Origin of the sequence: Ruminococcus albus 7 = DSM 20455 (genome assembly GCF_000179635.2) — a bacterium.
Classification (GTDB): Bacteria; Bacillota; Clostridia; order Oscillospirales; family Ruminococcaceae; genus Hominimerdicola; species Hominimerdicola alba.
Genome location: NC_014833.1, coordinates 2,476,246 through 2,501,527, shown reverse-complemented (window position 1 = coordinate 2,501,527; position 25,282 = coordinate 2,476,246). Strand labels below are relative to the sequence as shown.

Annotated in this window: 22 protein-coding genes and 1 riboswitch; of the genes, 21 read left to right on the top strand and 1 reads right to left on the bottom strand. The window is 45.7% G+C overall.

Going from position 1 to position 25,282, the window contains the following annotated elements; all coding sequences use genetic code 11:
* Positions 1–28 precede the first annotated feature (28 nt).
* From rlmD to RUMAL_RS11290, 5 genes are all read left to right on the top strand, one after another.
* A complete protein-coding gene (rlmD, locus tag RUMAL_RS11310) occupies positions 29–1,282 on the top strand; it encodes a 23S rRNA (uracil(1939)-C(5))-methyltransferase RlmD (RefSeq protein ID WP_013498877.1) in 1,254 nt (417 codons plus the stop codon).
* Between the two features lie 193 nt (positions 1,283–1,475).
* Positions 1,476–2,411 carry an AAA family ATPase gene (locus tag RUMAL_RS11305; RefSeq protein WP_013498876.1) on the top strand — a complete coding sequence of 312 codons (936 nt, stop codon included), beginning with the start codon at positions 1,476–1,478 and terminating at the stop codon, positions 2,409–2,411.
* Between the two features lie 6 nt (positions 2,412–2,417).
* A complete protein-coding gene (locus RUMAL_RS11300; RefSeq protein WP_013498875.1) occupies positions 2,418–3,587 on the top strand; it encodes a DUF58 domain-containing protein in 1,170 nt (389 codons plus the stop codon).
* Between the two features lie 12 nt (positions 3,588–3,599).
* Positions 3,600–5,834 carry a DUF4129 domain-containing transglutaminase family protein gene (locus tag RUMAL_RS11295; RefSeq protein WP_013498874.1) on the top strand — a complete coding sequence of 745 codons (2,235 nt, stop codon included), beginning with the start codon at positions 3,600–3,602 and terminating at the stop codon, positions 5,832–5,834.
* 11 nt (positions 5,835–5,845) lie between these two features.
* The gene (locus tag RUMAL_RS11290) at positions 5,846–6,385 is read left to right on the top strand and encodes a DUF6985 domain-containing protein (RefSeq protein WP_013498873.1); all 540 of its coding nucleotides are present in this window, start codon (positions 5,846–5,848) and stop codon (positions 6,383–6,385) included.
* Between the two features lie 53 nt (positions 6,386–6,438).
* Here the strand turns inward: RUMAL_RS11290 and queA are convergent, their stop codons facing one another.
* Positions 6,439–7,506, bottom strand: coding sequence for a tRNA preQ1(34) S-adenosylmethionine ribosyltransferase-isomerase QueA (gene queA, locus RUMAL_RS11285; RefSeq protein ID WP_013498872.1), 1,068 nt, complete (start codon positions 7,504–7,506; stop codon positions 6,439–6,441).
* Between the two features lie 150 nt (positions 7,507–7,656).
* A riboswitch (Lysine riboswitch) is annotated at positions 7,657–7,854 on the top strand.
* 166 nt (positions 7,855–8,020) lie between these two features.
* On the opposite strand from queA, the gene asd reads away from it, so the two are divergent.
* The 16 genes from asd to RUMAL_RS11205 all read left to right on the top strand — a co-directional run bounded on the left by asd (position 8,021) and on the right by RUMAL_RS11205 (position 25,274).
* Positions 8,021–9,106 (top strand): aspartate-semialdehyde dehydrogenase, encoded by a 1,086-nt coding sequence (gene asd, locus RUMAL_RS11280; RefSeq protein WP_013498871.1) that lies wholly within the window; start codon positions 8,021–8,023, stop codon positions 9,104–9,106.
* 27 nt (positions 9,107–9,133) lie between these two features.
* Positions 9,134–9,706, top strand: coding sequence for a metallophosphoesterase (locus RUMAL_RS11275; RefSeq protein WP_013498870.1), 573 nt, complete (start codon positions 9,134–9,136; stop codon positions 9,704–9,706).
* A gap of 3 nt (positions 9,707–9,709) precedes the next feature.
* On the top strand, positions 9,710–10,606 hold the full coding sequence (dapA, locus tag RUMAL_RS11270; RefSeq protein ID WP_013498869.1) for a 4-hydroxy-tetrahydrodipicolinate synthase: 897 nt from the start codon (positions 9,710–9,712) through the stop codon (positions 10,604–10,606).
* A 226-nt stretch (positions 10,607–10,832) separates the two neighbouring features.
* Positions 10,833–11,591 carry a 4-hydroxy-tetrahydrodipicolinate reductase gene (gene dapB / locus RUMAL_RS11265; RefSeq protein WP_013498868.1) on the top strand — a complete coding sequence of 253 codons (759 nt, stop codon included), beginning with the start codon at positions 10,833–10,835 and terminating at the stop codon, positions 11,589–11,591.
* Between the two features lie 339 nt (positions 11,592–11,930).
* A complete protein-coding gene (locus tag RUMAL_RS11260; RefSeq protein WP_013498867.1) occupies positions 11,931–13,601 on the top strand; it encodes a formate--tetrahydrofolate ligase in 1,671 nt (556 codons plus the stop codon).
* Between the two features lie 17 nt (positions 13,602–13,618).
* The gene (locus RUMAL_RS11255) at positions 13,619–14,815 is read left to right on the top strand and encodes a DUF3810 domain-containing protein (RefSeq protein WP_013498866.1); all 1,197 of its coding nucleotides are present in this window, start codon (positions 13,619–13,621) and stop codon (positions 14,813–14,815) included.
* A 14-nt stretch (positions 14,816–14,829) separates the two neighbouring features.
* Positions 14,830–15,291 (top strand): tRNA (adenosine(37)-N6)-threonylcarbamoyltransferase complex ATPase subunit type 1 TsaE, encoded by a 462-nt coding sequence (gene tsaE, locus RUMAL_RS11250; protein WP_037303865.1) that lies wholly within the window; start codon positions 14,830–14,832, stop codon positions 15,289–15,291.
* Positions 15,272–15,961: a tRNA (adenosine(37)-N6)-threonylcarbamoyltransferase complex dimerization subunit type 1 TsaB gene (gene tsaB / locus RUMAL_RS11245; RefSeq protein WP_013498864.1), complete on the top strand. Its 690-nt coding sequence runs from the start codon at positions 15,272–15,274 to the stop codon at positions 15,959–15,961. The genes tsaE and tsaB overlap by 20 nt, the downstream gene beginning before the upstream one ends.
* Before the next feature lie 89 nt (positions 15,962–16,050).
* Complete coding sequence (gene rpiB / locus RUMAL_RS11240; RefSeq protein WP_013498863.1) at positions 16,051–16,491, top strand: ribose 5-phosphate isomerase B; 441 nt, start codon at positions 16,051–16,053, stop codon at positions 16,489–16,491.
* A 223-nt stretch (positions 16,492–16,714) separates the two neighbouring features.
* Entirely contained in the window at positions 16,715–18,973 is a 2,259-nt protein-coding gene (locus tag RUMAL_RS11235; RefSeq protein WP_013498862.1) for a GH25 family lysozyme, read from the top strand.
* A gap of 191 nt (positions 18,974–19,164) precedes the next feature.
* Positions 19,165–20,511 carry a hypothetical protein gene (locus tag RUMAL_RS11230; RefSeq protein WP_154662752.1) on the top strand — a complete coding sequence of 449 codons (1,347 nt, stop codon included), beginning with the start codon at positions 19,165–19,167 and terminating at the stop codon, positions 20,509–20,511.
* Positions 20,512–20,566: 55 nt separating this feature from the next.
* Entirely contained in the window at positions 20,567–21,271 is a 705-nt protein-coding gene (locus RUMAL_RS11225) for a response regulator transcription factor (protein ID WP_013498860.1), read from the top strand.
* Between the two features lie 11 nt (positions 21,272–21,282).
* Positions 21,283–22,809 (top strand): HAMP domain-containing sensor histidine kinase, encoded by a 1,527-nt coding sequence (locus RUMAL_RS11220; protein ID WP_013498859.1) that lies wholly within the window; start codon positions 21,283–21,285, stop codon positions 22,807–22,809.
* Positions 22,799–23,767, top strand: coding sequence for a DUF1385 domain-containing protein (locus tag RUMAL_RS11215; RefSeq protein ID WP_013498858.1), 969 nt, complete (start codon positions 22,799–22,801; stop codon positions 23,765–23,767). The genes RUMAL_RS11220 and RUMAL_RS11215 overlap by 11 nt, the downstream gene beginning before the upstream one ends.
* Positions 23,761–24,615 (top strand): peptide chain release factor N(5)-glutamine methyltransferase, encoded by an 855-nt coding sequence (gene prmC, locus RUMAL_RS11210; protein WP_037303852.1) that lies wholly within the window; start codon positions 23,761–23,763, stop codon positions 24,613–24,615. The genes RUMAL_RS11215 and prmC overlap by 7 nt, the downstream gene beginning before the upstream one ends.
* Positions 24,612–25,274, top strand: a complete 663-nt coding sequence (locus tag RUMAL_RS11205; protein WP_013498856.1) for a leucine-rich repeat protein — start codon at positions 24,612–24,614, stop codon at positions 25,272–25,274. The genes prmC and RUMAL_RS11205 overlap by 4 nt, the downstream gene beginning before the upstream one ends.
* The last annotated feature ends 8 nt before the right edge of the window (positions 25,275–25,282 follow it).

Genomic DNA, 25,282 nt, shown 5'->3' with positions numbered 1-25,282 from the left:
TATTCTTATGATCCCGGGAGGGCAGATCATGCCTAAAAAGATAGTTAAAGATTCGGTCAGCGGCGAGAGAAAATGCCGCTGTTTCAAAAGATGCGGAGGCTGTCAGCTGAGTGAGAGCTACAGCGAACAGCTTACACGCAAGCAGGAGAAAGCCGCGAGGATGCTTTCAGGATTCGGCAGGGTGGAAGATATAGTGCCGATGGAAGAACCGTATAATTACAGGTGCAAGGTCCAGACCGTTTACGCAACAGACAGCTCGAAGCGTATAATTTCGGGTGTGTACCAATCAAACAGCAAGCGTATGGTCGCGGTGGATGATTGTATGCTTGAAGCACAGCAAGCAGCGCCCATTGTCTGTACGATAAAAAAACTTATGAAGGATATGCGTATAAGACCATACGATATGCGTACAGGGGTGGGCATAGTAAGACATACCCTGATACGTACATCGTTCAGCACAGGTCAGGTCATGGTGGTGATCGTTACTGCCTCGGCTATGCTGCCTTCAAAGAACAATTTCGTCAAGGCTCTGGTAAAGGCGCACCCTGAGATAACCACTGTTGTGCATAATATATGTCCGGATGGTATGCCCCTCACCCTCGGTGAAAGGAGCATAGTGCTTTACGGCGACGGTTATATCGAGGATGAACTGTGCGGCTGCAGATTCAGGATATCACCTGCATCATTCTATCAGGTCAATCCAATACAGACCGAAAAATTGTACAGCTATGCTGTCGAGGCAGCCGGGATCACCAAGGGCACAAAGGTAATAGATGCTTACTGCGGCACAGGTACGATAGGTATTATATGTGCTGTGAACGGTGCTGATGTGACAGGCGTTGAATCGAACAAGCACGCCTGCAGGGATGCTAAGGTCAATGCAGGATTGAACGGTCTTGATAATATCAGTTTTTACAATGAGGATGCAGGAAAATTCATGCAGGCTATGGCTTCGCGCGGGGAGAGCTGTGATGTTCTGATAATGGATCCTCCGAGGGCAGGCGCCAGCAGCGAATTTATCGGATGTGCGCTGAAGCTGGCGCCGAAGAGGATAGTATACGTATCCTGCAAGATAGAAACTCTCGAACGTGATCTCAGGATCCTGACCAAAGGCGGTTATAAGGCGGTGAATATTCAGCCTGTGGATATGTTTCCGCATACAATGGGTATCGAAACTGTAGTGTGTCTTGAAAGGAAGGAAAAGAAACAGGTTGAGGAAGAACAGGTCTTTCTGACACCTCGCAGAAAAACTGTCAGGAAAGTGACGAAAAACCGCAGATAAAACAGTTTACAGCTTTTTAAAAGAAGTCTGTCATTATTTGCCGGAGCTTCGTGTAACGGGGCTCCGGATATGTATGGATAACGTATTTCATGGGTTCGGCTGTGTTGACATACGTTTGTAAATGTGGTATAATAAATTAATAATGTATGTGATTTTTTGGATCTCATACTATCTCTGAAACGGAGGATATTTGATGAATAATAAGATCGAAGCTTTGGTGGCTAATATAGAAAAGGTCATCGTCGGAAAGCAGGAAACAATACTCAAGATCGTAACTGCTATGCTCTGCGGAGGCCATGTACTTATAGAGGACGTGCCCGGTGTCGGAAAGACACAGCTGGTATCCGCACTGGCACGGTCGGTTGCGGGTAAATTCAATCGTATACAGCTGACTCCCGACGTTATGCCGTCGGATATAGTCGGATTCTCAATGATAAATCAGGTAACAAGGGAACTGGAGTACAAGGAGGGCGCAGCGATGTGCAACTTCCTGCTGGCGGATGAGATAAACCGTGCTTCACCGAAATCCCAGTCCAGCCTGCTGGAGATCATGGAGGAGCATCAGATCTCTATCGACGGTGTGACCCATGTGCTCCCCGTACCTTTTATGACACTGGCAACACAGAACCCCGTTGAAACATACGGTACCTATCATCTGCCCGAGGCGCAGATGGACAGATTCATAATGAAGATATCAATGGGCTATCCCTCCTATGAGGACGAGCTGAGGATAATGACCAACGGTGAGAATGCAGTATCGGCAAAGGATCTTAGAGCCGTAATGTCTACCGATGATATCGCTGTGCTTATGGATGAAGCACAGAAGGTAGCTACTGCTCCGAGCATAAGAAAATATATCCTTGATATCGTTACAGCAACAAGAAATTCAGAGTATATCAGGCTCGGAGTTTCTCCCAGAGGCTCTATCGCACTGCTGAGGGCTGTTAAGGCATACGCCTATGTGCTGGGCAGAAATTATGTTGTGCCCGATGATGTAAAGGCTGTAATGGAGGAAGTACTTGCTCACAGGCTGATGCTGTCACCCAAGGGCAAGTCCAATTTTGATACCAACGGTGCCGCACTGAGAGCTGTGGCGATGACCGTGGAAAGTCCTACGACTGCGGAGTGATAAGATTTGGAAACTGCAAGAAATATAGTCGGCTTTTTGGTGTGTCTTGGCATAGCTTTCATACTGGCATACCTGATTAGCGGCAGCGGAGGAATATTCATAGGTCTGCTGCTCATCATGGCGAGTTTAATATCACTGATATTGCTTTTTGTATCGTATGCCACCACAGAAGTATCCCTGTCGCTTCCGGGTGATATAGTAAACAAGGGCGATGATTTCACCGCAAGGCTTGACTTCAATAAAAAGACCATACTGCCCAGCACCTTCATAGATGTTTCATTGAAGGTAACGCCCAATATACAGGGTGAGGATAGTTCGCTGTATTACAGGGTAATGTGCTCGGGTATGCATGGCGAGTGTATAGAGATACCGATGAAAGCTGTTCTTTGCGGCGGCGGTGAGATATCTGTAGAGAAGATAACCTTTACAGATCATATGGGTATGTTCAGGAGGACTAAAAAGGATCTGCCTGCAAAGTGCCTGATAAAGATAATACCGCATATCCCCGATACAGGTTCACAGACCGATGTGCTGAGGTCTGTATCACAGAATATATCCTTTGATGACAGTGATGAGGAATCGGATGAAACTTCATCTGCACTGACAGGTGTTCCGGGATATGAGCACAGGGCTTATCTTCCCGGCGATCCTCTTAAAAGGGTGAACTGGAAGCTTTCCTCCAAAAAGGATCAGCTTATGGTAAGGCTGGATGAGAAGGTAACATCTTCAAGTCAGATATTCAGGCTTGATCTGCCAATGAACCTATCACCTGATCTTATCAGTTACCAGATGATGGATATATCTATTGAAGGTTCGCTGGCAATGCTCTCAATGCTTATAAGATCGGGATATGAGAGTGAGTATAATTATTTTATAGAAGGCAAGTGGGAGATGGCGGATGTATCCGATGAGGCAACGCTTGTACAGCTTCAGGAGAGGCTTGCAGGCATCGTACCTTATCCTAAGGAGAACCGTTCACCTGACCATGATATAAATGAGAAGGGCAAGTCAATGATATGCTTTACTGCCTGCACAGGCACTATGACCAATGAGCTTGCCGAACTTACGGATAGTTTTGACGGTCTGCTCGTGATCGTCAAGGAGAGCGGCATAGGTGCACTGCGTAATGATATGTGGACTGTCAGCCGTGAATTTGAATTTGAAAAAATGGTATAAGGGGGACGGGCCATGACTGAAAAGAAAGAACCGTTAAAATGGCTCTATGCTTCCATAGCTAAATATTTTCTTCCGCTGCTGCTGGGTGCAGTAGTCATGAATGTTATATTCAGCACATATTATGATTTCTTCGTAAGACCTGTTACTGCGGGTTTTATAGCATACGAATGTGCACTCTTCTGGTTTTTCGAGAAGATAAAAAAGCGGAAGATACTCCGATTTTTTGTATATACGGGACTGGGTCTGGTCGTGCTGACTATCTCGGGCTGGCTTATAAGCAGCGGCTGGCGTGATTCGGGTGTAAGCTTCATCGACTGGTTCTATGTCAACTCACAGGAAGTGGGTTCGGTATTTTATTACAACATATTTTTGTTTGTCGGACTTGGATTTTTCCTGATATCCATACTGTATTATTTTACTGTGTACAGATTCAGGATATTCGGCGTGATGCTTGTGACCATGTTCCCGTTTGTTATATACGGCAAACGTGCTCAGAATATAAGTACTCTCAGCCTGACATTCATGATGACGGTATTTCTTGCTATGATGCTCCACCAGAAGGTGATGGCAGACGATTACACCAACAAGAAAGGCCGCAGGCTTCTGATGAACCGTTCGTATGTTATAGGAATATCACTGTTTGTTACCTTCGTGGGTGCTGTTACCATGATGCTGCCGAAACAGCAATATCAGTCACAGCTGGAGGCTAACCGAGGTATATTCAAGTATTATCTCAATTCCAATACCACCGACTACGATGACCTGAACGATGTTTCATCTCCAAGATTCGGAGCAAACTCAACAGGTGAGATACTTTTCAAAGCAAGGTCGCAACATAGCATTTCATCGGTATATCTACGCAGACAATCCTTTGATGTGTTCAGGGCTGATCAGTGGGTGCTGAGGGACGAATACAATACCTGGTACGGTGCCCGTGACAATGTTGACAATGCTGTCAATTCACCGGCTTATATACATGAGCTTATGTACAATATGGCAAAGACAGGGCGCTATAAGGATCTTGGACTTACCGAGGATCTTTTCGGCAGTGAATACAAGAACTTAACGCCCATAACTCTTACGGGTCCCAGCTACAGCCCAAGCTATATACCTGCGCCTCTCATGACGGATGTTGATTCTATTACAGATAACAATTACAATAAAGGCTATAGGACCGTACATGGCGAGGTCTATTTTGAGAGAGGAAATAGTACCCGTTACGGCGGACTGAGTGTCAACTTTGATTATCTACAGGAAGGTAATGCAGAGTACAGCTATGTGAACAGGCTGGGCTTCACACGCGAAAGCTTTGAAAAGATACTGACAAGGGGTGTTTATTACGGCGATATCACTCCCGAAGATTATTCACAAGTGATCAGGGTATATGACCGCTATACCGATAAGGGCGGTATAACCAAGCCTATCGCTGACCTTGCTGAGGATATAGCACGCGGCTGTAAAACGGATTTCGATAAATGCGAAGCTATAGTAGATTATTTTATCGATAACGACTATATCTACGATCTGGATTACATCCCCGATGATGAGTCGATAGACTATTTCCTGTTTGAAAGCAAGACGGGCGTATGTACCAGCTATGCTACTTCAATGGTACTCATGGCAAGATCACTTGGCATACCTGCCAGGTATGTTGAGGGCTTTGCTGCTTATGAGAGGAATGACGATGACGAGATCGTAGTGCGTGACAGTCACGCTCATGCCTTTGTTGAAGCTTATATAGCGGGTGCAGGCTGGGTAACGTTTGATCCTACCGTGCCCGATTACAAGGACAGAGCATCTGAAGGCAACGGAAACAATGCAGCGAATGCCATAAGAACATTTATGGATTATTTCAGCAAGATAGCGCTGTTCCTTGGCGTAGTCTTCGTATTGGTGTTCGTTATATTCCTTGACAGGATAATAGAGTTCTTCTTCCGTATCAGGATGAAGTTCCGCAGGACTACTCAGGATAAGACTTTAGCGCTTTATAAGCGTATAGTACGACTGCTTGAGATATCCTCAGATAAGGATAAGCATATACGCGGAATGACACCGCAGGAGATACTTCAGCTGAGTATATCGAGAGAAGCTGAGGTTAGCCGTGCAGTCAGCCTGTTTGAGCAGGTGTGCTTCGGCGGATATAAGCCTGCAGAGGTTGAATTCGAGGCTGCATACAGCTGCTACAAGCAGAGCTGGAAAGCTCTTGCAGGCAAGAACAAAAAGCGTTCTGCCAAGGCTGCAGTATAAAGGAGAAGAACATGGGTATTATAAGAGATATCGTTCACGATGATGGCGGACTGGGCTGGCTGAATGGCAGGTTCGATTCGGTCTCGCTGTTTCAGGGCAGTATGGATATAACGATATATGGCGATACCGATGAGTATATCGGGTATGCTGAAAAATGTATAGCCCACTACAACCGCCTTGATAAGGATCCCGGACTTATGGCTGATATCCGTGAGAAGCTTGCAAAGTTCATGTACTATATGCGCGATGAGTGGGAAGCTATGGGCATATATGATGATATAGCCGAGGATACAGAGAAGGCTGTGAAGGAGTATGAATCCGGCGGAGATATACTGAAGCACCTGAAAGCACCATGTCTGAATATCGAGATATCCGATGAGGACAGCGATGAGATAGGATATGAAATTGTTGCTGATTGTCCATGGGAGCCCGAGCATCAGTGCTCTGTCATAATCAGAGGGGACAAGCTGAAATATGTCGGTCCATGTGAGGGCAATACTCCGTGGGATGACGACGATGAGTATTACTGTATATGGAACGATGAACAGTGATAATGCTATTAAAATGATCAGAGCGTATGCATTTCGTGCATACGCTCTTTTGATTACTTATTGTTTGCTCCCGGGGCGATAAACATGGAATCACCGAACGAGAAGAACCTGTACTTTTCTTCAACGGCGATCTTATAGGCGTTCATGGTGTTTTCGTAGCCTGCGAAAGCTGATACCAGCATGATAAGGGTGCTTTCGGGCAGGTGGAAATTAGTTATAAGCCCGTCGAGAACTTTGAACTCAAATCCTGGGTAGATGAAGATCTCGGTGAAGCCGTCACAGGGACGTATATCACCATAGAGCGCGGCTACACTTTCAAGGGTGCGGCATGAAGTAGTGCCTACAGCGATAACGCGTCCGCCCTCAGCCTTTGTCTTGTTGATGAGGTCAGCAGTGCGCTTTGGAAGCTCATAGTGCTCACGGTGCATCTTGTGGTCGAGGACTTTGTCCTCCTTGACGGGGCGGAATGTGCCCAGACCCACATGGAGGGTGACGTATGCGATATTAACACCCATAGCCTCAATATCGGCAAGCTGTTCCTTAGTGAAGTGCAGACCTGCCGTAGGTGCGGCAGATGAACCTATCTCATTGGAATATACTGTCTGGTAGCGTTCCTTGTCTTTGAGCTTTTCAGTTATGTAAGGGGGGAGGGGCATCTGTCCTATCTCGTCAAGGGCAGCAAAAAGATTCGTACTGTCATCACATTCAAATCTTGCGATGCGGTTGCCGTCTTCGAGAACTTCCGTTATCTCGGCTCTGAGCAGACCATCCCCGAATACGAAGCGTCTTCCCACACGGGCTTTTTTGCCCGGGCGGCAGAGTATCTCCCATTCCATATTGGCGCGCTGTTCCACCAGCAGAAATTCTATAAAGGAATGTGTATCCTCTGTCTCACCGTAGATACGTGCGGGCAGTACCCTTGAATCGTTAAGTACCAGCAGGTCACCTTTTTTCAGGTGGTCGCATAGATTATAGAAGTGGTCATGACCTACCTCTCCGGTAAAGCGGTCAAGGCAAAGCATCCTTGATGCGTTTCTCGGCTCGACAGGTGTCTGTGCTATGAGTTCCTGGGGAAGCTCATAAAAGAAATCCGATCTCTTCATGTTGTTCAGGTCTAGCATATAAAAACTCTCCTTGCTTATATCGTATACCGCGTTATGTACAAAAACACGGGTGGTTTGTCGACAATTTACAGAAAATTCATAGAAATGTATTCGGAACATGGGCGCTTTCTATTGACAAGCGGCTGAATATATGTTATTCTTTATTTCAGAACAGATAGAGGTGCAGTTGAAAAGAGTAGCACAGTCTGTCCTGCGGGTTATCCTGCGGACTAAGCTCCCTAAGCCGAATGACCGATGTGAAAGGTAAAACTGCCGAAGCTGCGATGTGGGATATCGTTTGCTGACTGATGGTTTAACAGGTCATCGGTTGTCATCATGACTTTATGATGGAGTGCTATCGGCGGATAAATTATTTTGCCAACATTCTTATTATATTGTATGATGCGCCGGTTTTCAACCGGTTTTTTTGTTATTTGTCAATTTTTTATGTTTTGCGCAAAATGTTGTCGGTATATGCTGGTGCATTTAGTATTATTGACGGCGCTGTGCAAGAGGAAAAGGAGTTTTAGTTATGGAAAAGAAGTTCAAGGTAGGTATCATCGGTGCGACCGGTATGGTAGGTCAGAGATTTTCTCTGCTTCTCGACAAGCATCCCTGGTTCGATGTAGTTTGTCTGGCTGCTTCCCCCAGAAGCGCAGGCAAGACTTATAAAGAGGCTGCAGGCAGCAAGTGGAAACTGGCTGATCCTATGCCCAAGGCACTGGAGGATATGGTTATCCTCAACGCTGAGGAAGATGTTGAGAAAATCGCTTCAATGGTTGACTTCGTATTCTGCGCAGTAGATATGAAGAAGGAAGAGATCAGAGCACTGGAGGAGAAGTACGCTAAGGCTGAGTGCCCTGTAGTATCCAACAACTCTGCTCACAGACACACTGATGACGTTCCTATGGTCATCCCCGAGATCAACCCCGATCACATCGAGATCATCGCTGCTCAGAGAAAGAGACTGGGCACAAAGAGAGGCTTCATCGCAGTTAAGTCCAACTGCTCACTGCAGAGCTACGTTCCCGCACTGGCTCCTCTGCACACAAAGTATAAGGTAACTAAGGCTCTTGCCTGCACATATCAGGCGATCAGCGGCGCAGGCAGAACTTTCGAGACATGGCCTGAGATCCTTGACAACGTTATCCCTTATATCGGCGGCGAGGAAGAGAAGAGCGAGCAGGAACCCATGAAGATCTGGGGTCACATCGAAGGTGACAAGATCGTTGACGCTACTGAGCCTGCTATCACTGCACAGTGTCTGAGAGTTCCCGTTTCTGACGGTCACACCGCTGCTGTATTCGTAAGCTTCGAGAAGAAGCCTTCTAAGGAGGAGATCCTTCAGGCTTGGAAGGAATTCGCAGGTGTTCCCCAGGAGATGCAGCTGCCTTCTGCTCCCAAGCAGTTCCTGAACTACTTCGAGGAGAATGACAGACCTCAGGCTAAGCTGGACAGAAACCTCGAAGGCGGCATGGCTGTATCCATCGGCAGACTGAGAGAAGATACTCAGTATGATTACAAGTTCGTTTGCCTGTCTCACAACACACTGAGAGGCGCTGCAGGCGGTGCTGTACTGCTGGCAGAGCTGCTGGCAGCAAAGGGTTATTTTGACTAATAGAGTTTCCTAAAAGAGGTCCGTACAGTGAACTACTTTATTTCGGATCTGCACTTTGGTCATGAGGACAGAATAATATGGGATGAGAGACCTTTCAAAAACGCTGATGAGATGTTTGCGGTCATGCGTGAAGGGTGGAACGCTAAGGTCAGGGACGATGACGATGTTTATATCGTAGGTGACTTTACCTACTACGGTGAGGAAAGCGACGAGAACATCATACGTTATGCTAGTTCTCTTAACGGCAGAAAGCATCTTATATACGGCAACCATGATGTGCGTATAAAAAACGATCCCGAGCTTCAAGATCTGTTCTGTGAATGTGTATACGAAAAATATATCGAGAGTGATGGAAAGATGTTTTTCCTTTACCATTACCCGTTGGTGGAATGGTATCGCAGACCTAAGGGATGCTATCTCATATACGGTCATATCCACGGCAGTCTTGACGACGGCTTCGAGTTTATGTCAAAACACCGCAAAGATGAAGCTTTCAATGCAGGTGTGATGATAAATAATTATGTTCCCGTGACCTTTGAAGAACTTCGGGAGAACAATCATAAATTTCAAAGACAGTATTTTTCCGGCAAAGGAGAATGAATCATGAAGAAGACTATTTTCACCGGCGCAGGCGTGGCTATCGTCACACCTATGAACGCCGATGGTTCTATCAACTTCGATAAGCTGGGCGAGCTGATAGACTTCCAGATAGATAACGGTACCGACGCCATTATTATCTGCGGAACTACCGGCGAAAGCTCAACAATGGGCGATGATGAGCACGTTGAGGCTATCAAGTACGCTATAGATAAGGTAAATCACAGGATACCTGTTATTGCAGGTACAGGCTCAAACCACACTGAGTATGCGGTTGGTCTTTCCAAGAAGGCTGAGGAGCTTGGCGCTGATGCAGTACTCCTGGTAACACCTTACTACAACAAGACCTCTCAGAAGGGTCTGATAGTACACTATACAACAATAGCAAACGCTATAAATATCCCGATAATCCTTTACAATGTTCCTTCCAGAACAGGTGTGAACATCACTCCCGAAACTCTGAAGGAGCTCTCAAAGGTAAAGAACATCGTGGCTGTTAAGGAAGCAAGCGGCAATATTTCGCAGATAGCAAGAGTTGCAGCGCTTTGCGGCGATGAGCTGGATATCTATTCGGGCAACGATGATCAGATCGTTCCTATCATGGCACTGGGCGGCAAGGGCGTTATCTCCGTACTGTCCAACGTTATGCCTAAGGAAACTCACGAGATCACTCAGCTTTGCCTGGAGAACAAGTATCCTGAGGCTAACGCTAAGATGAACAAGCTGCTTGATTTTGCAAATTCAAACGGTCTGTTCTGTGATGTCAATCCTATCCCTGTAAAGGAAGCACTTAATCTCATGGGCTGGGATGTTGGCGAATGCCGTCTGCCCCTTATCAAGATGGAAGAGGCTAAGATCGAGAAGCTCAGAGCTAAGATGGCTGAGCTGGGACTTGTAAAGTAATAACATTTCAGGGGGCGGAGCGGTGAACGCTCTGCCCTTTGTTATATAAAATGGATTTTTATGCTGACAATACGTTTTCCGATAAAAAGCAGAAAAGGTGATGGTCCGACTGTGTATTACCTGCGCATTCGGAATAGAGTCGCATTTTATATGGTATTTATCTTTTTGGGTATACCGCTCTTTTTCACCTTAACGGAATTGCATAAACGAAAGGACTGATAAAAAAATGACAAACATAGTTATATGCGGCGCTAACGGTCACATGGGCAGAGTCATCGCTGATGTTATAAGCAACCGCGATGACTGCAAAACTATTGCAGGTATCGACAAGGTAACAGCACAGTATGCAGATTTTCCCATATTTGAGAACGTTGCAGAGCTGCCCGAAAAGCCTGATGTTATAATAGACTTTTCTCACCCCTCAACTCTTGACGGACTGCTGGATTACTGCCGTTCAAACGGAACTGCACTCGTAGTTGCTACCACAGGCTACAACGAGGAACAGACTGCCAAGATCAAGAAGGCTGCTGAGCAGATACCTCTGTTCTTCACCTTTAATATGTCACTGGGCGTTAACCTGCTGGCAGACCTCGCCCGCAGGGCTACAAAGATACTGGGTGACCAGTTTGATATCGAGATAATCGAGAAGCACCACAACCAGAAACTTGATGCACCCTCAGGTACTGCTATTATGCTGGCTGATGCTATCAATGGTGAGCTTGACAACAGATGTTCTTACACCTATGACAGACACTCCGTTCGTGCCAAGAGAGGCAGAAACGAGATCGGTATGCACTCTGTACGCGGCGGAACTATCGTAGGTGAGCACGAGATAATCTTTGCTGGCAGAGATGAGGTAGTAAGCCTGAAGCACGAAGCTCACTCTAAGTCTGTATTTGCAGTTGGTTCTGTAAACGCGGCTGTATTCCTGAAGGACAAGCCTGCGGGGCTTTATGCTATGGATGACCTGCTGAAAGAGGACTAAGTAATATTTTATATTCTTTTGCATGAGACCTTCCTGAAAACGGGGAGGTCTTTTTAGCGGGAATATATGACAGCAGGCGGGAAGAGTTTTATGATGCTAAGATATAGTGGACAGACGGACCCTATGAAAAAGGTGTGGGTGCACTGTTAGACAAAGACAGCGGTTATGCAGTGATACTGACATAGTTAAAATCATGCGATCAAAAGGTATATCTCTTTGTGTATGCAGGGAGATATACTTTTTTGCTATACCTTAGAAGTAATATTTTATACTTGCATTTTACAGCACTGTGTGATATAATGTGTATGTACTATTTTTGTTGGAAAGGAACTGATCGCTATGCTGTCAGATATCGAGATAGCCAAGCAGGCTAAAATGCTGAAAATTTCCGAGATCGCAAAGAAACTCGGTATAACCGAGGAGGAGTATGAACCCTATGGACACTATAAGGCTAAGCTTTCTGAATCTCTGTATGTAAAGACCAAGGATAAGCCCGATGGTAAGCTTATTCTTGTTACAGCTATCAATCCTACCCCTGCAGGTGAGGGTAAGACCACTATTTCTGTTGGTCTTAATGAGGCTATGCACGTTATAGGAAAGAATTCTATACTCGCACTGAGAGAACCATCCCTCGGACCTGTGTTCGGCATAAAGGGCGGCGCTGCCGGCGGCGGATATGCTCAGGTAGTTCCCATGGAGGATATCAATCTCCATTTTACGGGAGATATGCACGCTATCACAGCGGCTAACAATCTGCTTTGTGCACTTATCGACAACTCCATGCAGCAGGGCAATCCTCTGCATATCGACCAGAGAAGGATAATGTTCAAGAGATGTCTTGATATGAATGACAGAGCGCTAAGAGATATCATCATCGGTCTGGGTTCAAAGGTAAATGGTATACCGAGAGAGGATTCTTTCCAGATAACCGTTGCTTCTGAGATAATGGCTATACTCTGTCTGGCAGCTGACCTTGAAGATCTTAAAAAGCGTATTGAGCGTATACTCGTTGCATACACTACCGACGGCAAGCCTGTTTTCGCTAAGGATATCGGGGGCTGCGGTGCTATGGTGGCACTGCTTAAAGATGCGCTGAAGCCTAATCTGGTGCAGACGCTGGAGAACAATCCTGCACTGATACACGGTGGTCCTTTCGCAAATATCGCTCACGGCTGCAACTCTGTAAGAGCAACTAAACTCGCACTGAAGCTGGCAGATTATACTATCACCGAGGCAGGCTTTGGTTCCGATCTGGGTGCTGAGAAGTTCTTTGATATCAAGTGCCGCTTTGCAGGATTCAAGCCCAGCTGTGTAGTACTGGTTGCGACTATCCGTGCACTGAAATACAACGGCGGTGTTGCGCGTGCTGATCTTACAGCTGAAAATGTTCCTGCACTTGAAAAGGGTATAGTAAATCTGAAGACACATATCGAGAATATGAAGAAGTTCGGTGTGCCTGTGGTTGTTGCTATCAACAGATTCGCTACCGACACCGAAGCTGAGATCGAAGTCATCAAAAAGACCTGCGCTGATATGGGCGTTGAGGTATCTCTTGCCGAGATATTCGCAAATGGCGGCAAGGGCGGTACAGATCTGGCTGAAAAGGTTGTTTCCACCATTGAAAACAACGAGAGCAATTTCAAGCCCCTTTATGATGAAAAGCTGCCTATCAAGGAAAAGCTTGGCATAATTGCTAAGGAGATATACCGTGCTGACGGTGTTATCTTTACTGCACAGGCTGAGAAGGCACTGAAAGAGATCAACGAACTGGGCTATGATAAGATACCTGTTTGTGTTGCAAAGACACAGTATTCGCTTTCGGACGATCCCACCAAGCTTGGCAAGCCTGAGGGCTTTGAGATAACAGTACGTGACCTGAGAGTGTCGGCAGGTGCAGGATTTGTTGTAGCTTATACCGGCGATATCATGACCATGCCCGGTCTGCCTAAGGTACCCGCAGCAAACAATATCGACTGTGATAATCAGGGCAATATCTACGGCTTGTTCTGATATAACGGGGTACATAAATGAAAACCGAAGTCATGACCGAACAGGTTTCGGTAAATGGCGTTGATGTAAAAGTGTCCAAAACTACGGACAAAAAATGCAAGCATACCAAGCTTAAATGGCTTATCGGCAGCGCAGTGTTTTTCGCGCTGCTGAACGGTCTTGCCTGGATATGCACACCTTTCTGTGACTTTTATCAGAAATGGGTATACCCGTTCTGGGTGAATACCTACGGACGCGTTACATCACTCCTGCCTTTCTCTTTCGGGGAATTACTTATCGCGATCGCTGTTTTCGGTATTCCGCTTTCGCTTATAGTAATGATAGTTTTGCTCATAATTAAAAAGGGCAGACGCGGGAAAGTTGCTAAGGTGTTCGGGTTCATATACGGCTGGATAATTGTGTTTATACTTGGTACAGAAACATTGAACTGTTTTATATTGTACCACACTTCAACTTTTGAAGAACTGAACGGAATAAGTTCAGAAAAACATTCCACCGAAGAACTGGAGAAACTTGCGTTCCGTTTAGTAGCGCAGGTAAATGAGCTTTCTACGCAGGTGGAACGTGATGAAAACGGCAGGTTCGTCCTTACGGCTGATACCGATGCCGCACGCAAAGCTGTTGAGGGTCTTGAAGATGAGTTTGTCTGCTTCGGCGGATATGAGGTACATCCCAAGCCTATATACTGTTCATTCTTTATGAGCCAGATGGATCTTATGGGTATATACTTCCCGTTTTCCATGGAAGCAAATTATAATACCGATATGTATAAGGCGAAGCTGCCTGATACTATCTGTCATGAACTGGCACATACAAAAGGCTTCATGAGGGAGGAAGAGGCGAATTTTATTGCCTTTGTTGCCTGTGACCGCAGTGATAGTGTTGAGTATCGTTATTCAGGCTATCTTTCGGCTCTGACATATGTAAGAAATAATGTATTTGAGTACTGTGATGATTACACTCAGTTTGCCCTTGACGATGCTATCTCCGATGAGGTATGGGTGGATATCAACGAGAACCGCGAGTACTGGGAGTCGGTAGAAGAAGCCGAAGATACAGTGTTTGACAGTCAGACTGTTAGTGAGGTCAGTGATAAAGCTATGGAGGCTTCACTGCAGGCTAACGGCGTGGAGGACGGAATAGAGTCCTACGGCAGGATGGTAGACCTTATGCTTAATTATTACGGCGATCACAAATTCGTCGGTGAAGAATAGTGGGTTGTGATAAATTGAACTATACATACAGAACATCTTCTCCCGAACAGACTATAGCTCTCGGCAGGGAGATAGGCAGACGTCTGCACGGCGGTGATGTACTTGCTTACCGCGGAGGGCTCGGCGCGGGCAAAACTACTATAACACGCGGTATCTCCGAGGGTATGGGACTTGGTGACGAAGTTACCTCACCCACTTTTGCTCTTGTTAACGAGTACCGTAAAACGGACAGCAAACTTAGCCTGATACACTTTGATATGTACAGGATAACCTCGGGTGAGGATCTTGAAACTACGGGTTTTTTCGATTATATGGACGAGGATACCGTACTGGCAGTTGAGTGGTCGGAGAATATCGAAGATGAGCTGCCCGAAGAATGTATCAGGATAACGATAAACAGGATATCCGATGATGAGCGCGAACTCACCATTGAGACCTGCGGCGGAGATGACAGATTTGAAAATATTAGCTATTGATACAAGCGGCAAGACGGCTTCTGTGGCAATTAGTGATGCAGAACGTCTGCTGTGGGAAAAAACGGTTTTTACAAAGCTTACACACTCACAGGTGATACTGCCTATGGTTGAGTCGGCACTTGCAGAGACCGGTCTTGATTATACGGATATAGACTGTATAGCTGTTGCGAATGGTCCGGGTTCATATACCGGGCTGAGGATAGGCGTGGGTGCTGTAAAGGGTATATGTCTGGGAGCACCTCATATAAAAGCGGCAGGAGTATCCACTTTGCTGGCTCTTGCTTATAACTGCGTTGGACACGAGGGCAGGATATTCTCTGTAATGAGGGCAAGGCCTAAAATAATCTACGGTGCTGTATTCGAGAGCAGCGGCGGTAAGATAAGGCGAATCACTGATGATAAGGTGTGCAGTGAGGAAGAATTTTTCTCACAGATGGAGTTCTGTGAAAATATCATGCTGGTCGGTGACTGTGCTGCTGAATTAAAGGCGGGTCGCTTTGCGACTGCCGAAAATGTGCGTACTGCACCTGTTAACTGCATCCTGCAGAGAGCGTCTTCACTGTGTATGGCTGTTGAGGATGATGATAGCCTTATTTGTACAGCAGATGAGCTTGCTGTGTCATATCTGCAGGCCACAAAGGCTGAAAAGGATAAAGCTCACCGAGGCTGAGATACAGCGTAACAATGATATACCGTATCCTCATTACGGAGGCGTGCGGCGGTATACGATGATAATAAATTAATATGGAGGAAGCAATTATGAAACTTGCAATAGGCTGCGATCATGCAGGTCCTGAACTTAAAAAAGAGGTACTGGCATATCTGGACGAGATAGGAGTAGAATATACCGATCTCGGTGTACAGGAGGGCGAAAAGTGCGATTACCCCGACAAGGCACAGGAGGTATGTGCTAAGGTGACAAGCGGCGAGTGTGCTCTTGCAGTGCTGATCTGCGGAACGGGTATCGGTATGTCAATGGCGGCAAACAAGGTCAAGGGTATCAGGGCTGCGTGCTGCTCAGACTATTTCTCGGCTAAGTACACAAGAGCTCATAACGATGCTAATGTTCTTTGCATTGGCGCGAGAGTGGTTGGTGCAGGTCTTGCCTGCGAACTTATCAAGGTGTTTATCGATACTCCATTTGAGGGCGGCAGACATCAGCGCAGAGTTGACAAGATACACGATATCGAAAATGCGTGACGTAAAATTTACTGTTTTTTAACTAATTGTTTTTGTTAAAAGTCAACATAGTATACTCCCGAAAATCGGTGATTTTTTACTAAAAATCGGATTTTTGGGAGTTTTTTCTTATATTTGGAAAATTCTCTCTATTGACAAGCTGTGTGAAATCGAGTATAATATACAGCATTGGAATGTAACCTTTATGTAATACAATGTAACTTTTACGGAGGTCTAATTTAGTATGAAATTATTCAAAGCGGCTGCGGGTGCAGCTATCGCGTGTATACTTTGCGCAGGCATGAGCGTCACCGCTCTGGCTGAAAAAGCAGATACTTCTGAAAAGCAGGTCGTAAGCGCGGGAGGAGAATCTTATGAGATAAACTATTCAGATTCAGATCATTCCGAGGATGCAGGTTATCTGAAGTATAGACATAAGCTTGTGACCGACAGGATGAACAGTCTTACACCAAGCGGCAGGATAAAGGCGGATTTTTCGACTATAAGCGGCGTGTTTGGTACAAGGCTTTCCCACGACAGCAGATTCGATGGTATGAAAAAAACATACTTCATCGACGTTTCACAGTGGCAGTATACTATCGACTGGAAAAAAGTCAAGGCTGACGGCATCGATAACGTTATAATCAGACTGGGCTACCGCGGATACGGTTCTGCAGGTACGCTCATGATGGACGATAGGTTCTATGAGAACATAAAGGGTGCTAAGGCTGCTGGTCTTAAAGTAGGTATATATTTCTATACCCAGGCAATAACCTACGCCGAGGCTCGTCAGGAAGCTGACTTCTGTGCGGCTGTACTGAAGGATTATACTATTGATCTTCCCGTGTACTATGATATTGAGAGCGTTGATTACGATTACGGCAGACTTGATCACGCCGGCCTTTCAAAGGCTCAGAAGACCAAGCTGTGCAGGTCGTTCTGCGACAGGATAGAATCCTACGGCTATGAGTCGGGTGTATATGCTAACCTCAACTGGCTGACCCATATGATAAACGGTCCCGAGCTTGGTAATGATTACAGGACCTGGGTAGCCTGCTATGATACTTACGTTGACTATCCCGGTATATATGATGCATGGCAGTACTCAAGCTCCGCATCTATCGATGGAATCACAGGCGGCGTTGATATCAGCGTAAAGTATGATGTCAGCTATGCTCCTGTCACCAAGATAAATGCGCAGATCAATAACGGCATTCTTTCATGGAACAAGGCTGCCGGTGCTGACGGCTATACCGTATACGGTTCGGATAATGGTTCAGATAAATACGTTGTTGCCGATGTTGAAGGTACAAGCTTCGATATATCCAATCAGAAAAGTGCAAGCTACTGTGTAGCGGCTTACAATTATTTCGGCGGAAAGAAGCACTATGGCAGTGTATCTGCAAAGGTAGACAGCTTCCGTGAAGCACCTGCTTCGGTACAAGTTAAGAGGAGCGGTATCGACAAGGCTACTCTCAGCTGGGATGCAGTTGACGGTGCAGTGGGCTATGAGGTATATACCTCCGTTTACGGTGTGATCTCCCGTGCAGGTGTTACCAAGGCTACAAGCTTTGAGATAAGCGGATCTCAGCTTGAAAAGAGAACAGCTGTTGTAAGGGCTTATAACAAGAATGGTATTTACGGTGATTATTCCGAGGTGGTATCCCTTCCTTCAAATGCTCCCTCGCGTGAGCCTCATGCAGAGCTGAGAGCCAATAAGCTGTTATGGACTTCGGTTCCCGATGCTGATGGTTATGTAGTTACCAGAGATAGGAATGGAACCAAGAGCGTAAAATATGTCAGCGGCACTTCATTGGTCGTTGATGAGAGTGTAACAGCTGATTATTATGTTCAGGCATATACCGAACTTGATGGTGAAAAGTTCACATCAGCTGCTTCAAATATCTGTTCTTTCAAAGGAATAAGCTATCCTCCAAGAGGAAATGTAGATCTTGATTCCAGCGAAGACGGTCTTTCATGGAACAAGATAGATGATGCTATGGGATATGTGGTATACGAAGTTGATATCAACGGTAATGAAACTGAGATCGGCAGAACAGATGTCTGCTCGTACCACATAGATGATCCTCATGGTGCAGTATATTTCGTCAAGGCTTATAACTCCAAGGAAGGCAAGGAATTCTTCACCGAAGCTTCAAACCGTGTGAAGACCACACTTCCCGAAGTAACCGAAGCAGCACTGGTAAGCAAGACAGATGACTACGCAGTCATCTCATGGAACGCTATTGAAGGCTGCAGCGAATATATGGTCTATGTGGATATGGGTCATGGCTACAAGCAGTATTCATCAGTAAAGGGTGAAATGGCGATCATTGTAGGACTTAAAGATGCTGATTTTGCAAGCGTAAGGATAAAGGGCTATGTTGGCAACGCAGAAGTTGTTAACTTCGGTCTGTTCTCCAATCAGCTTTACATTATCGGTGATGAAAAATCAAGACCCGCAGATGAGGTATTCTATTTCGATGACCTCCTGGGTCAATAAGAAGTTGCGCGGCTCCGCTTATGCGGGGCTGCTTTTTTATTACTGCATCAAGTGATATCATAGTCATCATGTCGGTCATATTTTTTCTTTCACCGAGGGGTGAAAAATCAGTGAAATGACTTGCAATAGACAGGGTAATGTGGTATAATATCAATGTATGAAATGAAATTGATATGATCGGAAGTGATGTGGTGAGCTGTTTGCGTTTGTGCCTTGCTTCGGCTGTAACGGCGCTCAGTGTCGGACTCAGCGGATGTACGGGATTCAGCTTTACTGTTGACAGTCTGCTGAATGCTCCCAAGCTCACTGAGGAGCAGGGTGAGATACATGAGGCTCTGACTGCTGCTGTAGGTGGGAGCATAACACTTAAATATCCAAGAAAAGGTGACAATCGTTCGGCTTTTGTTATAGGCAATCTCGATGGTGAACCGGGTGAAGAAGCTCTTGTCTTTTACGAATATAATACAGGTACAGGCTCTGATAACGGTATAAGGGTCAATCTGCTCGATAAGGACAGTGAAGGCAAGTGGTTCTCAGTCAAGGAGCTGGCAGGTGCAGGAACTGAGGTTGACAGAGTTATAGTATCACAGATGGGTGAAAAGAACCGCTATAATGTACTTGTTGGATATCAGTCTGTGGCGGGAAGTGATTGTACACTGGAGATATACAGCTGCTACGACGGTGATTTCAAGAGGGTGGGCACCGATACCTATTCTATACTTGATACACTGGATATCAACTATGACGGCTACCGTGAGATAGTTACCATACAAAGGCAGACAAATCCCGAAACAAATGTGACCACTGCCAAGGCCTCACTTCTTGATATGTCAGCCGATAATGAGCTGGTAAAAACAGAGGGCATAGATATGTGCAGTAATGTTGTGAATTATGTCAACACCCGCTCGGGTCTGCTTAATAAGCAGCATGAGGCTATATTCATCGACGGCACAAATGCTGACGGTAACCTCCAGACGGAGATAGTTTATTATAGGTATTCGACCCTCCAGAATCCCATGCAGCTCAGCCAGCAGAAGCTGCTGCCCCTTTGTACAAGACCTGACAGGTATTACAGCACCGATGTTGACGGTGACGGCATAGTGGAGATACCGTCCGTTAAACCTATGACAGGCTATGAGAATGCCATTACCGATGAAATGGTTTATATGACCACGTGGAACGTGTATAAGGATTTCTTTGACCTGACAGGTAAGTATCACGGGTATTATTCAATATCCAACGGCTATTTCTTCTCATTCCCAAACAGGTGGAACGATCAGGTCACTGTCAAGCGCGATGCTGATATGACGGAACTTGTATTCTATAAATACAACGGAGACATCAACAGCTCCAATACCGAGATAATGAGGATAGCAGCTGTAAGCCGGAAAGAAAGCAGCTCCTATTCCGATGACGGCTATAAGCTCATAGCCAGCAAGGGTCAGCTGGATTATTATGTCAAGCTGCCCGAAGATAAACGTGAACAGCTTATACTTACGATAGATGAGGTCAGGAACAATTTCTTTATTGTTGACTGACAAGCAGACGTATAAATTTATTACAGATCATTACAATGAGAGGAGAGCATGGAACATGAAAAGAGTTCTTGTTTGTGAAGATGAAGACTCCATCCGCGAGTTTGTTGTTATAAATCTTGTTAGAAGCGGTTACGAGGTAGTCGATGTAAACTGCGGTGAGGATGCACTGAAAGCTTATGAGGAAAACGAAGGCGGCTTTGATGTTGCGCTGCTTGATATAATGATGCCCGGTATCGATGGTATGCAGGTATGCAAAAAGATACGCGAGAAAAATAATTCTGTTGGTATAATCATGCTTTCAGCCAAGAGCCAGGAGATGGATAAGATATCCTGCCTTATGAGCGGCGCTGATGATTATATAACAAAGCCATTCTCTATATCCGAGCTTATCGCCAGGGTAGATGCTGTGTGCAGGAGAGTGAACCGCTCTGCTGTAAAGCCCGAGGAGGCTTCCACAATAACATCCGGTCCTTTTGTGCTCAACCTCAAGAGCAGGACAGTTACCAAAAACAACAAGCAGATAGACCTTACTCAGGTCGAGTATCAGATAATGGAGTACTTCTTCAAGAATCAGAATGCTGCACTTGACAGATCAAGTATACTTAACCACATCTGGGGTGAGAGTTATTACGGTGATGATAAGATAGTCGATGTAAATATCAGACGTATACGTATGAAGATAGAGGATGAACCTTCAAACCCCAAGTATATACTGACTATATGGGGCTTCGGCTATAAGTGGTCGGGCGGAAACGGCTAAAGGTGCAGAAATTGAGCGTTCATATAAAACGGAAATACCGCGGCGGTGAAAGCATAACACGTCACTGGCTCGTTAACAGCATGGGCATAGTCACACTGATACTTCTCGCCGTTGAGATAGTACTTATAGTTATCGTTAAAAGCTATTATTACACCTCAGCCAAGCAGTACGTCACATCCAAAATGAATATCATCACTACTTCGGTTATGAATTCTGCGGGAGATACCACGAACTACAATGCCGAGATCAGAAATATTGTTGAAAGCTATGAGGATAAGGACAGGATAGAGCTTATGGCGATAACCGCTGACGGTGATGTTGATGTTACCTCATCCGGATTCTCACTTCAGGGCGGAGACAGCATGACTGACTACAATGAGGCGAAGTCTTCGGCGGCGGGCACTGCTGCACAGATAATCAGGCTGGCTACAGGTGAAAAGGTGGTTGCAGTCACATCGGTCATATCTCCGAAGGGCTGTGATTACGAAGCGCTGAGAATGCTCAGCTCCATGAAGAACGTAGATCATCAGATAGGTCTGATCGCTGCAGTGATAACAGCTATCGTGCTTGGGATAATACTGCTCATGTTCTTTACTGGTATGTATTTTATAAGGCAGATAGTAATACCTATCCGCGGTATAGCTGATATTACACATAAGTACGCGAAGGGAGATTTCTCAAAGCGTATCGAGAAAAAAAGCGAGGATGAGCTTGGCGAGCTCTGCGATTCAATAAACAATATGGCTGAGGAGCTTTCAAATACCGAGCAGATGAAGAACGAGTTCATATCATCCGTATCCCACGAACTGAGAACACCCCTTACAGCAATAAAGGGATGGACGGAAACTGTTGCTACTATGTACGGTGATGTTGAGACCTTCAAAAAGGGTATGCGTGTCATCAACAGTGAGACAGAAAGACTTTCGCAGATGGTTGAGGAACTTCTGGATTTCTCACGTATACAGGATAACAGACTGATGCTCCAGATGGACACTATAGACATACTTGCCGAACTGGGTGAAACAGTGCTCATTTATCAGGAGCGTGCAAGGGTGCTGGGTATAACCCTGAACTACTTTGAACCTGATATGCTGCCGTTTGTTTACGGTGATAAAAACAGGCTCAGACAGGTATTCATAAACGTGGTGGATAATGCAATAAAGTATTCTGACAAGGGCGATACAGTATCGGTAGAAGCCTATGAGGAAGAAGGGGAGATATGTATCTCCGTTTCAGATACCGGTATTGGTATCTCAAAGGAAGACCTGCCGCGTATCAAGCAGAAGTTCTTTAAGGCTAACCAGACCCGACGCGGTTCGGGCATAGGTCTGGCTGTGGCTGATGAGATAATAGCAAGACACGGCGGCACCCTGACTATCGACAGTGAGCAGGGTGTTGGTACGACCGTTATGATAACCCTGCCATTCATTGAGCAGGAAGAAAGATCGGAGGAGAGCGACACTGTGGATGTAGAGCTCATATCTTCTGATGACAAGCCCGAAGGGGCTGTAGAAAGGAAAGATACCGATGAGCAGTAATTCGGGTAAGGAAAAATTCAAATCCAAGATAGGCGGTCAGGCTGTTATAGAAGGCGTTATGATGCGCGGCATCGATAAGGGCGCTATGGCAAACCGTATGCCTGACGGGACTATTGATATTGACGAGTGGGAGATAAAAGGCGGCAAAAATCCACCCTGGTACAGAAAGACACCGTTCCTGAGAGGCATATTCAACTTTGTTACTTCTATGATCGACGGCTATAAGTGCATATCGCGCTCTGTTGATAAGCAGATGACAGATGATGATAAAGAGGAAGAACCTACTAAGTTCGAGAAATGGCTGGATGAAAAACTTGGCGATAAACTGATGCCTGTGATATCCACTATCTCAATGATCTTAGGTCTGGTGATCGCCATGTTCCTGTTCATGTGGGTGCCCTCTGCAATTATAAAGCTTATAGAAAAACTGGTATCTGCCGAGATCAATACTGTCCTGAAAAATATTATCGAAGGCTTCCTGAAGATAGGTATATTTATAGGCTATACCTCCCTTACTGCTCTTATGCCGGATATGAAGCGCCTTTACGAATACCACGGTGCTGAGCATAAGACCATAGCCTGCTATGAGGCTGAAACCGAGCTAACACCGGAGAATGTTAAGCAGTTCACCAGATTTCATCCGAGATGCGGTACAAGCTTTATATTCCTGGTACTGTTTATAAGCATATTTGTGAATACTATATTCCGTATATCCTGGGCGAGTCTGCCGCTGAGAGTACTCTGCAAGCTGGCGCTTCTTCCCGTTGTTACAGGTATCGCATATGAGCTTATACGTCTGGCAGGAAAGTATACCAACGCCTGCACTCGCATATTCTCCGCTCCGGGACTCTGGATACAGCGTATAACTACCCGTGAACCTGATGAAAAGGAGATAGAGTGTGCTATCGCAGCACTTAAAGCAGTTATCCCCGAAAATAAAGAGGATGATCAGTGGTGACATACAGACAGCTTCTGAAAACGCAGGCTGACCTCCTTGAAAAGGAAGGCAACGACAACGCGTATTTCGACTGCAGTGAGCTGCTGGGTATGTCTATGGGTAAAGACTGTCGCAGCGGAGCGTTTTCATCAGCACTTGATGATGAGGCTGACGGAATCCTCAGCAAAGACTTTGAGAAACTCTGTGAAAGACGCAGGAACGGAGAACCGCTACAGTATCTGCTGGGTGAGTGGGAGTTCTGTGGTATTCCTCTGAAGGTCGGAAAAGGTGTGCTTATACCAAGACAGGACACAGAGACTCTTGTTGAGCTTGCTGTGAATAAGTACAAAAATACGGACGGCATAGTTGCTGTCGATCTTTGTTCGGGCAGCGGCTGCATAGCCCTTGCTGTTGAAAGATTTCTGAAGTGCAGTAAAGTTTACGCAGTTGAGAAAAGTGAAGCTGCTGCTGTTCATCTCAGGGAAAACCTTAAAATGAACGGTTCGGCTGTACAGCTAATTATGGGCGATGTACTTGAATATGGATGTGCCGAGAGTATACCCGAATGTGATCTGATCGTATGCAATCCGCCTTATCTCACAGGGGAAGATATGGAACGTCTTCAAAAGGAAGTTACCTATGAACCCGTTGAAGCACTTTTCGGCGGTGAAGACGGTCTTGACTTTTATCGTGCTGTTACACGCATCTGGAAAAACAGGCTTAAAACAGGCGGTACCCTGATATACGAGATCGGCATGGGTCAGGAGGATGACGTTATGCAGATAATGGTTCAGCACGGCTTTGAGAACGTCCGCTGCAAACCCGACCCCTGCGGTATAATGAGATGTGTTATGGGTACAAAAAAATGAACACAAAGCATATCGCAACAGATGAAAACTTTTATATATGCGATGGCTGCAAGATCTATTATAGTACCGAGGAAGAAGATGACGGCAGCATCTGGCTTATAGGTACGCGTGAAAGTATCAGTGATATCAGAGATTTTTATATCCCGAATACGATAAATGGTGCACCTGTTGTTTATATTGAGGGTGACATTTTCGATTACAACACAGTGCTTGAACGATTTATAGCAGAGGAAGATAATGAGTATTTCCGTGTGTACGAGGGCGGTTTGTATTCCAAGGACATGAAAAAATTATATTTCATGCCGCCGAAGTTTGATGGGAAGGTTTTCTTTGTTCCCGAAGGAGTTCGGTGGATAGGGGACACAGCGCTGAATGCGAAGTCACTTGAAACTATCGTTATACCCGAGGGCTGTAAACGTATGATAGAGTACAGCTGTGCCGGGATGAGATCGCTGAAACGTATTTATATCCCGAAAAGTATGGAATTCATAGGCTTCAAAGCCTTCAGCTTCACTGCACCGGAGGAAGTTTTCTACGAGGGCAGCGAAGAAGATAAGGCAAGGATAGATTTCTGTGATGAGGGATTCAATGCAGGACTGATAAATGCTGTGTGGCATTACAACTGCCCTATGCCAAAGTCCGAAGACGAAATAAAATAATGCCGGTA